10 protein-coding genes are annotated in these 12,983 nt (G+C 67.7%); 3 read left to right on the forward strand and 7 right to left on the reverse strand.

Annotation, left to right across the window (positions count from 1 at the left end; translation table 11 throughout):
- Nucleotides 1–464 precede the first annotated feature (464 nt).
- The 6 genes from IF28_RS0103950 to IF28_RS39080 all read right to left on the reverse strand — a co-directional run bounded on the left by IF28_RS0103950 (nt 465) and on the right by IF28_RS39080 (nt 7,472).
- Nucleotides 465–4,109: a hypothetical protein gene (locus tag IF28_RS0103950; protein WP_030213913.1), complete on the reverse strand. Its 3,645-nt coding sequence runs from the start codon at nt 4,107–4,109 to the stop codon at nt 465–467.
- A gap of 191 nt (nt 4,110–4,300) precedes the next feature.
- Complete coding sequence (locus IF28_RS0103955) at nt 4,301–4,666, reverse strand: hypothetical protein (RefSeq protein WP_158713649.1); 366 nt, start codon at nt 4,664–4,666, stop codon at nt 4,301–4,303.
- Nucleotides 4,663–5,400, reverse strand: coding sequence for an N-6 DNA methylase (locus IF28_RS0103960; RefSeq protein WP_234324905.1), 738 nt, complete (start codon nt 5,398–5,400; stop codon nt 4,663–4,665). The genes IF28_RS0103955 and IF28_RS0103960 overlap by 4 nt, the downstream gene beginning before the upstream one ends.
- A gap of 17 nt (nt 5,401–5,417) precedes the next feature.
- Nucleotides 5,418–5,639, reverse strand: coding sequence for a hypothetical protein (locus IF28_RS0103965; protein WP_030213927.1), 222 nt, complete (start codon nt 5,637–5,639; stop codon nt 5,418–5,420).
- Nucleotides 5,639–6,937 carry a ParM/StbA family protein gene (locus tag IF28_RS0103970; RefSeq protein WP_030213930.1) on the reverse strand — a complete coding sequence of 433 codons (1,299 nt, stop codon included), beginning with the start codon at nt 6,935–6,937 and terminating at the stop codon, nt 5,639–5,641. Before IF28_RS0103970 ends, IF28_RS0103965 begins: the two co-directional genes overlap by 1 nt.
- A gap of 58 nt (nt 6,938–6,995) precedes the next feature.
- Complete coding sequence (locus IF28_RS39080) at nt 6,996–7,472, reverse strand: hypothetical protein (RefSeq protein ID WP_158713650.1); 477 nt, start codon at nt 7,470–7,472, stop codon at nt 6,996–6,998.
- Between the two features lie 2,148 nt (nt 7,473–9,620).
- Here IF28_RS39080 and IF28_RS0103985 point away from each other — a divergent pair.
- Nucleotides 9,621–9,902: a hypothetical protein gene (locus IF28_RS0103985; RefSeq protein ID WP_030213936.1), complete on the forward strand. Its 282-nt coding sequence runs from the start codon at nt 9,621–9,623 to the stop codon at nt 9,900–9,902.
- 61 nt (nt 9,903–9,963) lie between these two features.
- The gene (locus IF28_RS0103990; RefSeq protein ID WP_030213938.1) at nt 9,964–10,494 is read left to right on the forward strand and encodes an SLOG family protein; all 531 of its coding nucleotides are present in this window, start codon (nt 9,964–9,966) and stop codon (nt 10,492–10,494) included.
- Between the two features lie 88 nt (nt 10,495–10,582).
- Here the strand turns inward: IF28_RS0103990 and IF28_RS0103995 are convergent, their stop codons facing one another.
- The gene (locus tag IF28_RS0103995) at nt 10,583–10,921 is read right to left on the reverse strand and encodes a histone-like nucleoid-structuring protein Lsr2 (RefSeq protein WP_006378738.1); all 339 of its coding nucleotides are present in this window, start codon (nt 10,919–10,921) and stop codon (nt 10,583–10,585) included.
- Between the two features lie 206 nt (nt 10,922–11,127).
- Here IF28_RS0103995 and IF28_RS0104000 point away from each other — a divergent pair, with 206 nt between their 5' ends.
- Nucleotides 11,128–12,981 carry a DHH family phosphoesterase gene (locus IF28_RS0104000; protein ID WP_030213942.1) on the forward strand — a complete coding sequence of 618 codons (1,854 nt, stop codon included), beginning with the start codon at nt 11,128–11,130 and terminating at the stop codon, nt 12,979–12,981.
- Nucleotides 12,982–12,983 lie beyond the last annotated feature (2 nt).

Below are 12,983 nucleotides of genomic sequence, written 5' to 3' on the forward strand. Positions count from 1 at the left end.
CTCGCGGCCGTTCAGGCAGGGCTCTTGCTGCGTCGGTGTCGGGGACCGGGAAGTGAGCTGATGAGCTGCTCGCGACTCATCTTGGACCGCCTCGGGACCCTCTGCTCGGCCCACTCGTACAACCCTGTCTTGCTCAGTTTCTGCAGTTCCGCCTTGCTCGTGCCGGTGACGCGGGAGCGGCTGGTCAACGCGTGAGCATGCTTCGGAGGGGCCTTTCTGGATGCCGTCTCATATCGCCCGAGCCATGACCGTGCTCCATCCTGTGCACCCAGCGCAAAGCCTGGGGTATCGCTCCTTCCTCCACGCTCGCACTGGTGCGTGCCCTTCGCGCGCCGGGCCGTGCTGGCGGGCGTCCGGCGGCGGCCCGCCCGTCCGGAGCCCCCAGTGCGGCGGCGAAGGAGTCCTGCCGGAATGGGGGGTGTCCGGCGGGGATGGGTATGCGGACGGAAGGGGACGGTGCCGGGTCAGGGACGGGCGGGTGATTGGTTCCATCCGGCCTTGGGTTCTGTGCCGTCGGCCAGCAGGGCGGCGAGGTGGTCGATGGTGGTGAAGGCGATCTGAGGATCGGTGGTGAAGGCGGCGGGATCGATGTTCCGGGTGACGAAGAGGGGTGTGACCGTCCAGTCCCGCGCTGTCTGGACGCCGCACGCCCGTGCTGCTGCCGCGGCATGGGCGCGAATCACTTCGGCCTTGGCCAGCAGCTTTTTTCGGTAGCCGGTGAACCGTCCGAGGTTCTGGGCGACCTTGTGGATGCCGACGGCGCGTTGGGGGTTCTTCGCCTCGATGACCCACAGCCGGCCCCGGGGGTCGGCGACGAGGAGGTCAACCTCACCGGGGAGGCCGGGTATGTCGGCGGCGGCCGCCGGCCCGCGGTCGAGACGGGAGAGGTGGGGCAGGCCCGCGCGGGCTGCGGCCTGGGCGAGGTCGGTCTCGAGCTGGTTGTTCTGCTGCTGGCGATGGCGCTCTAGAAGGCCGGTCACCTTCGCGGGAGCGTCTGGGCGCGGCAGGCGTCCGTCAGCGAGACCGGCGGCGTACAGCTGCTGGGAGGTATGTACGAGCCAGGGCGCGATGATGATGCCGTCGTCGTGGGCGATCAGTGGGTGGGTGGTGGGGCGGATGCGGCGCTCGACCTCTGCATAGGCGTGGTCGAGGGAGCCGGCCGCGTTGGCCGGGTCGAGGACCAGCTGGTCGACGGCGGCCCGGATCTGGGTTTCGGGCAGCTGGGACCAGGCTGCGGCCTCGCGGGCGAGGTCCTGGCGGCTGGTGAAGGCGGTTCCGTCCGGGCGGGTGGGCCAGTCGGCTGCGGTGGCGAGTACGGCGGCGAGCCCGTCGAGGCCGCAGCCCCAGCAGGCGGTGAGGTCGCGGTCGGCCTGAGCCAGGGTGCTGCCCGGTGGTGGGTTCAGGCGGGTGAAGGCGATCGGAGTGCGCCCGCCGCGGCGGGCGGTGAACAGTTCCTCGGGGGCAAGGGGTTGGGGATGGCTCTGGCGGGCACGGGCGAACCAGGCCTGTTCCTGGGCGTTGCGGTAGGCCGCGATGTCGAGTCCCAGATGTTCTGGGCTGTCGGCGCCTGACGTTGTGGTGGCGCCGTCGAGGGTGAAGACGCCGCTGGGATGGACGGTGAGGGTGGCCGGGTGCAGGCCGCGGCTGGCGGGGATGGCGACCAGCGCGGTGCGCAGGAGGAGTTCGGCCAGCGCGGTCAGTTCGGCCAGGGCGATGAGGTCGGTGGGTTTGTCGCCGGCGGGCGGGGTGATCAGGGCCTGCTGGATCAGCAGTTGCAGGGCGGTGGTGGTGGCGGCGCCGTCGGACTCCCGCCGCTCTGCCTCTTCCTGCCAGGGCTTTCCTCCGGCGTGAACCAGACCGGTCAGGGATTCCCGACGGCCCTCAGTGCGGGTGGCGAGCGCTGCGTTGAGGTGGCGGACCAGTGCGGGCACCAGGTCGGGACGGTGGGCGCGGAGCTGACCGGTGAGACCGTCTTCCAGGGCGGTCAGGAGCTGGCTGGCGTGTCCTTCGCGGCCCACAGCCTCGCGGCCGGTGAACGTGCCGGCCGGCAGGCCTGCGGCGCGCACCGCGTCGGCGGCGACGCGCAGCGCGCGGACACGCACATGAGGCGTGCTGCTCGGCAGGTAGTGGTGCGGGGCGGGCGGCGGTGCGTAGGGGTCGCCGGCGTACCACGTGAGGATGGGGACCGCCGCGTCCCACGCGTTGCTGAAGTCCGCCTGATTGAGCCCGTTCTTGGCGCCGTGGGCGGTGCGGAGGCGGCCGATGGTGTGGTTGAGGACGAGGCCGAGGACACGGTGGCCGTCCTCCGTAAAGCGGGCCAGGAATAGCGGGTCGAGGACGAGGTCGATGCGAGCTGCTTCCTCGTCCAGGCCGATCTGTAGTGCCAGAGCATCGTCCGGAACCTCCGGCGCCAGGTCGGCGGCCGGACGGTGGGGCTGGAGGGTCTCGGTCAGATGCAGAAGGACCGGCCGGCGGTCGGGCAGGGTGGAGTGCTGGGTGAGGCTGGCGTCTGCGGCGAGGGTGCCCCGGATACCGTCGGCGAGTCCGGCCAAGGAGGCCTCGTCCAGCAGGGCCCGCTCGTCGCAGTCGAGCGTGGCGACGATGACGAGCGGCGGGTGCGTGCTGATGCAGGCCTTCACGATGCCTTCGTCGAGCCTCTGACGCAGGTCGGCCCACTGGCCATCGCCCTCGGATGCGGCGGCAAGGCGGCAGTCGGCCCAGTCGATCGCGGGCGGCAGTCCGGTCGCGGCCAGCAGATCGTCCGTGCGCGCCCACAGTGCCGCTCGCTCCCAGGAGACGTCCCACCCACACGGCTCCACCACCACGCCGCCCTCGCCGGCGGGGCCGGGCGGCAGAAGCGTTGCCTTCATGGACCAGGCCGTCCATGCGTCGAGGACGTCGTAGTACGCCACGGCGTCGCAACCGGGGTGCTCGGTGAGCTCAAGCACCCACAGCGCCACCTTCGTCAGGTCGCCGCCGGCCGCGGTGAAGATCTCGGTGAGCTCCTCGACGTGGACGTAGAGGGTGTCGGTGATCACCTCGCGACCCAGGAACCTCGGGCCGGCGTAGATGACGAGCCTCCCCGTACCAGCTGGTGCACTCGACAGCTCGGTGCGTGCCTTCTCCACCAGGACCGCCAGGTCATCGCCGAGGGTGGCAACGATCGCGATCTCCAGACGGTGGGACAACGAGCTGATCCGGCACACCTCCTCCGGCTCGGCCGGCGCGTGATCCAGACCGAGCAGGCCTGCCACGCGAGTGGCCGCGCGGCGCCGCAGCCGCATCAGGGCCTCGGGCGGTGCCGGGTGGGCGTCCAGCAGATCGGCGGCCGCCGCAGTGACGGCCTCCAAGGCGGTGGAGGCAGGCACGGGGACTGTCCGCTCGCCGTCCGAGATGAGCAGGGTGGGGCCGAGGAGAGGCAGTCCGGGGTCGTAGAGGAGGGGAAGTTCGTTGAGGTTCCGGGTGAGGTAGGCGAGCGCGGCCGTCGTCCGCTCCGGATCGTCGGCGGCCGCGGTAGTCAGATGGTCGATGCCGAGTCCGGCAGCTGCCGTGATCTCGGCCCCGCTTACCTCACACGTGATCTGCCCGCGCATCGGTTCGGCTTCGTCTGGCGGCGGCCAGGCCGCGGCGAGGCACGCGACGGTGTGGTCGGTGTGGCGCAGGGCGAGTTCGAGGACATCGTCGATGCCGAAGCCACGGACCTGGATCAGGTGGTCGTCCACGGCGTCGGCTGTGTCTCGCAGACTTCGCAGAACGGGGAGCGGATGGTCGAGGTCGCCGGGATGGACGAGGTACCGGCGACCCTTGAGCGTGAAGCGCACGGCATCGGCGGGGCTGTTCGGAAAGCGGTGCGTTGTGATGCCCCTGCGGGCGGCTTGGAGGGCCGCCTGAAGGAGGACGGGCAGGTCCCGTACGGTCGCGGCCCGCCCGTCCCGGGCCGGGGCCGCCAGAGAGCGGGCGAAGATGAGCAGGAGGTGCTCATGGAAGCGGGCGCAGCCTGGAGACTCAAGTGCCGCACGCAGCAGTGTAAGGACCGAAGCACTGGAGTACAGCTCCAGCGCCTGGTCCAGGACGCTGATGTCTTCCTGGCGACGGTCGTTGTCGGGCATCGGTCGCCTCTCCACGTTCGGGTGCCGGACACAGCCTGCCAGCGCCGAGGGAGACTGCACGCGGATTTCCTGCTCCGGAACCCGAGCAGGCGCACCCTGAGCTATGGCACGCAGGCGGCGGCAAGAGGGGGCGTCCGCGCAGGCACAGGACGCGGTGCCGCCGCCGCAGCTACCGGTTGTACGGGCCTTGCCTACCGTTTCCGGAATACCTGTGCTGCCGAGGGCAGGGCCATGTCGAGCAGGGTGTCGATGGTCCGGCCGTCGAGACCGCTGTCCAGGTGGAAGGACCGGCGGAGCACTTCGCCGGTCTTGGAAGGATGCACACCCAGGCGCACACGGGTCTTGAGGCAGATGTCGCCGAGGATGGCTGCGGTCTCACCGGGTCGGTGCTGGATGTACCAGGTGAGGAGTTTCACCGCACCGGTGGACACGTCGGACACTGTGGTCTGCTCCGCCGTCCGGCCCCTCGCCGCTGACACCGCCAGCTGACACTCACGTGCATGCGCTTCGTCGCTCTCAACGTCAGAGAGATCGGTGTGTTCTTGCGTGATCGTCATCGCTGCACCTCCAGAGCATCAGCGGGTTTTTCGGTAGTCCCCTGAGGCGTGGTGATGATCAGTCGCCGTGATCCATTGACCGCCCGGGCCAACCTGAGCTTCCGGCCCCAACCGCCCAGGACATGAGCGGGAGCGGGCCACGACTCGAAGGTCTCCAGCGTGAGGACGTCGCGACGGCGCACCACCGCCGGAATGTGCAGCAGCGTCAGATGGACGTAGATCATGTGCATGGCCTGCGGTGCTATGTCCTCTGCCGTCACATGCAGCTGCGTCTGTGGGTTCAGGCCGTGCTCGAGCATCGCCTGCGACAGAGCAACTATGAACGCGCCCGCGCCGCAGCTGGGTTCATACACATTGGCGAAGCCGTCCCTCTGCACGTGCTCGACCACCGAGTCGATCTGCATCTCGGCCATCAGCTGGGCGATGTCGTAGGGCGTGTAGTACTGGCCGAGCCGCTCGTTGCCGAGCTCCAACTCCATGTAGAGGCGGCCGAGTACGTCGCAGGGCTCGCGCTCCATCTCCGCGGTCACCAGCGCCAGGGCGTGCGCGAAGCGGTACAGCTCTGTTCTGCTGTAGCGGCCGGCGATCTGGAGGTACTGCCCTTCGCGCGCTCCCCAGGCCTCGCTCCCGCGGACGTCCACGGTGTTGCGCAGAGCCAGCGCCGCCATCTCGACGAAGTTGTCGAAGACTTCGCTCATCCGCTTCGCGCCGGTGTTCGCCGCCAGCAACTTCACGATCTCGCGGTACCCGCTCATGCGCCCGGCTCGGGGCTGCTCTTCGAGCCGACCGCGAGGACTGCGGCGGAGCCCGGAAGCTCCTCATCCGACTTGAGCAGCTTCCGCCGGGCCTGCTCGAAGAGCAGAACCAACGCCCCATCGCGGATGAACTCGAGCACGATTTCATCTGACAACTCGATGCGGCTGCTGATCTCTTCGACCTCGGCCTTCGAGGTCGCATCCAGTGCCTCACACATCAGGCCACCTCCTTACTGCGCTTGCCCGCGGACTTCGCGGCGAGGGTCTGCTGCTCGACGTGGCGCGCCGCGATGTACAGGCCCTCGCGGTTCAGGTGCCGCGAGTAGCTCGAGTCGAGGTAGAGCACGGGCACATCGCCCGCGGCCTTCAGCAGCGCCGGGTGCAGCAGATGCTTGATCGGGCCCGAGCCGCCGCCGTAGACGTAGACGACCTCGGTCGTCGCACCGGCCTGGGAGAGGACGTCACCGAAGGAGGAGACGATCTCATCGACCAGGTAGCTCGCCTCGTCCTCGACGAAGCCGGCGGCGCGCTGGTGACGGTTCTTCACCAGCACCGACGGCTCCGCGTGGAGGAAGTCGGCCAGCTGCTTGCGCGAGGAGAACTGCAGCGTGGCGTCCGACTCGCTCATGCGCTCCATGGCGTTCATCAGCGCGGTGCCGTAGCCCTCTTCGAGGGTGTCGGCCGCCTCGGGGTTGAACCGGCCGTCGGTGAAGACCGGGAAGTTCACGGTGCCCTCGCCGACGTCGACGCCGATGGTGTTCTGCACCGCCACCAGATCGGAGGCAGAGACACCTTCCACGATGGACGCGTCACGGGCGCGCAGATCATCGAGCAGGGCCTGTGCGAGGGGCTCGCCCTTGTCGGTGATGGCGAACTGCGCGGAGGCACCCTCGGCCATCACCTGGACGTCGACGAACTGCAGACGCACCGAGACGGGAGTGCTGAAGTTCTTGATCGTCACCAGGTGCACCGTCGGATCCGCGCTGCCCAGCAGACCGATGAACTCGGCGGCGTAGGCATGGCGACGCGCGACGAACTCAGAGATCGGCAACGCCAGGCCGGCGCGCACCTGCACGCGCAGTTCGTGATCGGGCAGCGCGCCGTTCTCGCGGACGTAGTCGCGCAGGGCCTTCGCGGCGAAGACACCCAGGACCAGAACCTTGCTCAGCTCCTGATCGGCCTTGGAGTGCTTACCCAGCACCTCGAACTCGGTGAACTTCGAGCCGCGCACAGACAGCGCTGCGCGGCCGAAGATCCGGCGGTCCGACGCCGCCACCAGGGGAGTGGTGAGCGAGCAGTCGATCTGGTTGTAGAAGTCGCCGGCCAGCACGGAGGCCGCATCCGCGTCGGGGAGCGGCACCTTCGGCGAGGTGCGGGAAGTCGAGACGACCGCGCTGGGCAGATCGATCTCGTCGAAAGTCCCCTGCTTCGTGTTCTGGATGACGCCCTTGACGTAGCCGTTGCCGACGTCGATGCCGCCGGTGAGAGTGATGGTGTCGTTGCTGTTGGCGCTCATGAATTCGGCCCCTCGGTGTCTGTGTTGTCTGCCTGGAAAATGAAATTCACCGCGTTACTCAGCGCCGAGTGCTTGCCATGATTTCGTCGATGGATGCCTGCTTCGGCGGTTCCGGCGGTGCGCTGGGGGCGTTTGCCGCGGGCTCCTCGGCCGTCTCAACCGGTGCGGGAACCGGCTCGGGCTGGGCTGACGGCGCTGGTGCTGTTTTCTCGACGACGGCGTCCGTGTCGACCTCGGCCTCGTCGGCGACTGCGGACTGCGGCTGAACCGGCCTGGCGGCCGGACGACGATCGGCTGTGGCCTCGTCGTCCTCGTGCTGCTCGCTGCTCTCCAGTGGCGGCCGGCCGCGACGCGGCAGCTGATCGACGGGCTTGTAGAAGACATCGATGTATCCGTCGCGCTGAATGGACTCCCGAATGAGCAGTCGCAGCGACTGCGAGATGTTCTCCTGCTGATCGAGCCACTCGATCACCGAGGTGTCGGCAGCGGGCACGGTCCAGCGGACCTTGCGAGGTTCACCCGGCTGATTCGCCATTGCACTCACCTCGCCACGCCACTCGCACCTGCGCTTCATCCGGTCGTTCGCCGGACGCCTCTCGCTCTGCCATATGGACTCACCGCCCTTCGCGTTTCCTCTCGAATGCGAATCAACGCGAGCTCACTCTAGTGCCCCTATTGAGTCCTATGCAAGTCCCATTCGATACGCAAGAGAGACGCTGTCGGAGTCCCTATCGAGTACCGGAAGGGACACTTGTGAGACACCCCCGTGCCTCCACCAGGGGCGACCGCACGCAGGCCGCCGGCACCGTGCGCCTATGGGCTCTACCTGTGATGCGGCAAATGCTCACGCGGGACGCCTGCGAGACACCCGCGGTCACAACACTGATCCCGAGGAGCCGCATTGGAGTACGAATGAGGTCTCCTTGGCGTCCAGGTGGTGTCTCCTACGAGACGCAACCCGGTACCCCTGCACGGACGAGCCCTTCGAGGGCACCGTGTGCGACGCCGGGGCGCCACTGTTGGAGCGTGCACGAGACACCGTGAGGACGTGCGCGGGACTCTGAGAGACCCAGCGGCAGCAGTAGGCGTCTTATGCGTGTCCCAGTTGCGTCCCCTGCGTGTCCCGATGAGTTACCTCGGAGACGCGCGAGAGACGCTGTTTCATGGGGCCGAGAAGCCTGTCTGTGCCCCTTGCCGTAGCCCGTCGGCAGGCGCGGCAGCGCAGCCACGGAAGGCCGGCGGAGCGAGCCAGCACAGCCGTCGGCGAGCCGTCAGCCCAGTGTTGGCACAGCGCCGCTGCGACGGTCGGTACAGGGGTGTCATCGGGCCGTCATGGTCGCGCAGAGGAGAGCAGAGGGAGAAGGAGCGAAGGCGGAGTAGACCCCCGCACACAGCGAACGTGCGAGGAAGGACTTGCTTCCGCAGCAAAGGCCCGTGGGGTAGAGAAAGAGCAGAGGCATTTGCTGTGGAAGCAGCCCCTGGAGGAAGACGACAACGGCCCGATGACGCTGGAGCTGCTCGCTGTGCCCGATGGGCAGCTGGTCGCAGCAGCCGAGCCTCTCTTCTTCTGATGCGTCCACGAAGAACCACCCCGGGCTCGCCGCGCAAGCGCGAGACGGAGCACAGCCCGGGGCCGGAACGTGCGTCGACAAGGTAGTGCCGAACGCCCGCCTCGGACGCGGTGCATGAGGTGCTGGCACGCTGCCGCGGCAGCACCGGAGCAACGACCGGAGCGAGGTGAATCCACGTCGGTGCAGCCAGCACAACGCGACGGGGCGAGGCCGGCTGCGCCGCCGCAGCGAGCGGTGGAGCAGAGCGTTGTCCACAGCCGAAGCGACGGTGTCGCGAGAGGACGGATCCGCTGCGCGGCGAAGGCTGTGCCGCCGACGGCAGCAGGGCGATGAACCGGGGCTGCGCCCCGTCAGGAGCAGACCCGTACCCCCCGCCTCGCTCGTGCCTCACGAGGACGGATCAGCATGGGGGTACGGCCGTATCACGGACGGCAAAACAGCAGTACAGCCAGAAGGTGCAATGACCAGGCGAAACAGCCAGACCCGTACCCCCGCTGCGCGGAAAAGGGGGAGGGGTACGGGTCAAGAGGGTACGGACCGTTTCCCCTGATGTTCCAGGCTTCCGCTAACGCTCCAGCCGTGGAACAGCGAGGACGACGGCAAGAAAGCAAAGGGCATAAGGGAACCTGATAACACGTGTCCTGCGGACCCTCGCTCCGCTCGGCCTCTCCGCTGCGCTCCGAGGACGTGTTAGTCGGCATAGCCGACGGGTTCCACCGCTCGCTTCGCTCGCCGGTCCGTCGGTCGCTGGCGCTCCCTCCGGCTATGCCCAGCGCTGCGCTTGAGAGAGGAAGCCCCACCACTGCCCCGCTGCAGTTGTCCACAGATGTGGTCTCGACGACGGCAGCAAAGGGTGCAGCAGTGGTGGATCGCCTGGCGCTGCGCGCCTGGCTCAGGCGAGAAGTGACGACCCGTGCGACGGCTCGCCACGCGATCCATCCAGGAGCAGATCACGCCATCGAGATCTTCCGGGTCGTCAGCCAGCAAAGCTGGCACGGGGCTGGGTCGAACATCGAGATCACACGGACCCACCGGGGTCCGCACTCGATGGTCGCCACCCGCACCCGAGTTCACGAAGAGGCGCCACCAGGACGCAGTCTCAGCCCGAAATCTTGCCCTACGACACCGGAGCCCGCCGCGAGCCGAAGTTGTGGCAACCGAACAGCGAAGCCGTCGCCGAGGTGATGCGCTCCGGCGAAGCCGGGGGCATCGGCAACGTCGACTTCACCAACGGCGAGAACGGCACGGTCGTCACCGTGCACGCCTCCCGCAGCGATGACCGGATGTACACCGTCCACCTCACGCCGATGTGTGATGACGATCAGATCCGCGTCGAGCTCCACCGGGAGAAGGACCTGGCCGTCATCGAACCCGGTACCAGCCGGCCGGTATGAGCCAGCGACATGCAGGCCGCCGCCTGTCCAGACATCGTGGCCACAGCTCTCGACTCCGGCTGTGGAGACCTCCGAGTCACAAGGAGAGGAGACTCGAATGATTGCTGAAATGATTCCAGAATCGTTCTCGCACGTCGTCCTCGTCACCGGTTCCCGCAGCTGGAACGACGAGAAGAGCATGCGTGAGACGTTCAACGACGCCTGGCGCGACTGGGGTCCCAAGAACGTCACCCGGCCGGTACTCATCTCGGGACATTGCGCCGAGGGTGCCGACGCCATGGCCGAGCGCCTGTGGCGGGCCGCCGGCTTCGAGATCCGCACTTTCCCCGCCGCCTGGTCGGCTCATGGGAAGCGGGCCGGCTTCCAGCGCAACCAGGAGATGGTCGACGCCGCCCAGGTCTTCCGCGGTGCCGGGGCTCAGGTGCTGTGCACGGCCTTCCTTGACCTCTGCCGGAAGCCCGGATGCCCGCAGCGAGGCCGGGAGCAGCTCATGCCGCATACGCCGGGGCACTTCTCGCACGGCGCCATCCATTGCAGGGCTCGCGCGCGAGCTGCGGGGATCATGACGACCAACGTGATCCATCCGTTCTGAGGACACGCGAAGGGCCCCGCAGCACACTGCAGGGCCCTTCAGGGACGAATGGGAAAAGTCGGCCGGGAGGCGAACACCAGGCTCAGCGCTACTTGCTCCGATCGATGCCGTGCGCCTCGTCGTAGGCCTTCATGACCTTCTTCGGGATGCGCCCCCGCTCCGCGAACTCGTAGCCCTCCTTCTTGGCCCACTCACGGATCTTGTCGCGCTCCTCGGCAGTCGTCTCGGGTACGACTCGCTTCTTGACTGGCGCCGCCTTCCCGGCTTTCCGGCCGACCTTCAGGTATGGCTTCAGCGCCTCCTCAAGCTTCTTCTGTTCCTCAGCTGTGAGGTCGACTTCGTACCAGGTGTCACCCAGGCCGAAGGTCGCCGTAGCCGCATCCGGCTTACCACTGAGATCTGACTCGACAATGCTTCGAATGGCCATACCGGCGAGAGTAGCTGATGCGCAAGGACCTTGGAAAGTCTGTCGAAGCCATTCGAGATAAGAGTGCCATTCGGAGCCCAAATGGGACTCGAAGGCACTGCTGAATTGGCAGAAAAGGTAAATGAAACTGCTAAAATCACAGCAATGCGGGGGGTGTCACGTACCCCGTTCTCCACCGACCAACAACCTCGATGAGAGGTCCCACCATGTCCACACTCCATACCGTCGACGACCATGCGCTCACCGACGAGGACACCGACCTCTTCGAGCTGCTGTGCCAGCGCAGGGGGTGGTCGGATCAGTACCTGAAGGAGATCGAGTCCACCGAGCACGACGAGCTCCTGGACCTGGCCGAAATGGTCGAGGCCCTTCATGGCGCCCGGACCACGGGCAAGAAGATCACCATCGCCCCCGACTTCGACATGGACGGCATCTCCTCCGGCGTCCTCGGCTACGCCGGCCTGTCCGAGCTCGGCTTCGACGTCGAGCTGCACCTGCCCGACTACCGCCGCGGTCACGAGCTCGCGCCCGAGGACATCGCCGAGATCCACGCGAAGTGGCCCGACACCCGGGTCCTGCTCACCTGCGACGGGGGAGTGAACTCCCACCGCGGTATCGCCGCCGCGCGTGCCCTGGGTTGGACGACGCTGGTGACCGATCACCACGAGGAGCTCGCGCCGGGCTCGACCGCGGACATCACCGTCGACCCGTGCCGGATCGACGAGACCTACGCCCACACCGGGATCTGCGGTGCCCACGTGCTCTACCAGGTGATCGAGGCCTACACCCGCGTGCACCGGCCCGAGAAGCTCTGGGAGATCCACCTGCTGCGCCTGTTCGCCGGCCTGGGCACCGTCTCCGACGTCATGCCCGTGCTGTACGAGAACCGTCAGCTGGTGCGTGATGCGATCTCGATCGCCCGTCTGCTGCGCGTCGCCGCGCCGAAGACGATCCCCAATCCCTGGGGTGGGTTCGACGCTGACCCGGATGCCATCGACGTCGAGCAGTCGATCCTGATGCAGCTGCTGCGCACCGAGCCACATCATCCGGTCTTCCTCCGGGCCTTCGAGGGCTTCGCGATCGTGCTCAAGGCCTTCGCGCAGATCGGCAAGATCCGAGACGTCGACGACCTCGACGAGGGCTTCTTCGGCTTCTACCTCGCCCCGGCGATGAACAGCCCGCGCCGCACGGGGGCCTCGCTTGAGCCGTGCTTCGCGGTGTTCACGGCCGCCGGTGCTGACGTCAAGCTCAAGGTCGCCCACCAGGTGATCGAGAGCAACGATCTGCGCAAGCAGCTGGTCATCGAGCACATGGAAGAACTCACCACCGGGGACCAGCCGTTGGCCCCGTGGGTGTACTTCTCGGACGCCTACCCGGGCATGTACGGGCTGTTGGCCAACCGGATGATGGAGCTCAACGGCCACCCGATCGTCGTCGTCAACCGGCCCGCCGGCCCCGACGATTTCGTCAGCGGCTCCGGTCGCGCGCCGGGGTGGTTCGACATCATCACCAGCCTGGAGCCGCACGACGGTCTCAGCGCCATCGGGCACCAGCAGGCCTGCGGCGTCCGCATCGCGAAGGCCGAGAAGCTCGGTGACCTCGTCGCCGTGCTGCAGGAGGCCACCCAGGTCGCCCTGCTCGCCGTCAGCACCGACGGACCGAGCGGTGATCTGGTACTCGGCCCGGACGCCGACTGCGACGCCGGCCTCGAGGATCTGCAGCCGCTGTTCGAGCTGGTGCGCCGGACCGAGGGGCTCAAGCCCTTCGGGCACGGCTTCACCGCTCCTGTCGTCGAGATCGCGATCGAGCCCCTGGGGCTGCGCGTGGACCGGATCGGATCCGAATCGCAGCACCTGCGTCTGGTCACCCGGTCCGGCCTGTCCTGCCTGTGGTGGAACGTCGCCGAGGAGAAGTTCGACGTGCTCCGGGGCTTCGTGCAGCGCGCCAGCCGCACCGAGCTCGGGACGCTGCGCTTCACGGCGACGCTGCAGCTGAACACCTTCCGCGGCGACACCCGCGTGCAGGCCGTCATCAACGAACAGATCATCACGGCTGCTTGAGC

This window comes from Streptomyces sp. NRRL WC-3626 (assembly GCF_000718785.1).
In the GTDB taxonomy this organism is placed as follows: domain Bacteria; phylum Actinomycetota; class Actinomycetes; order Streptomycetales; family Streptomycetaceae; genus Streptomyces; species Streptomyces edwardsiae.

Bases quoted from the DNA above. Each gene is read 5' to 3' on its own strand.
- IF28_RS0103950 (WP_030213913.1), bottom strand. From the start codon at position 4,109: ATGCCCGACAACGACCGTCGCCAGGAAGACATCAGCGTCCTGGACCAG.
- IF28_RS0103955 (WP_158713649.1), bottom strand. From the start codon at position 4,666: ATGACGATCACGCAAGAACACACCGATCTCTCTGACGTTGAGAGCGAC.
- IF28_RS0103965 (WP_030213927.1), bottom strand. From the start codon at position 5,639: ATGTGTGAGGCACTGGATGCGACCTCGAAGGCCGAGGTCGAAGAGATC.
- IF28_RS0103970 (WP_030213930.1), bottom strand. From the start codon at position 6,937: ATGAGCGCCAACAGCAACGACACCATCACTCTCACCGGCGGCATCGAC.
- IF28_RS39080 (WP_158713650.1), bottom strand. From the start codon at position 7,472: ATGGCGAATCAGCCGGGTGAACCTCGCAAGGTCCGCTGGACCGTGCCC.
- IF28_RS0103995 (WP_006378738.1), bottom strand. From the start codon at position 10,921: ATGGCCATTCGAAGCATTGTCGAGTCAGATCTCAGTGGTAAGCCGGAT.
- IF28_RS0104000 (WP_030213942.1), top strand. From the start codon at position 11,128: ATGTCCACACTCCATACCGTCGACGACCATGCGCTCACCGACGAGGAC.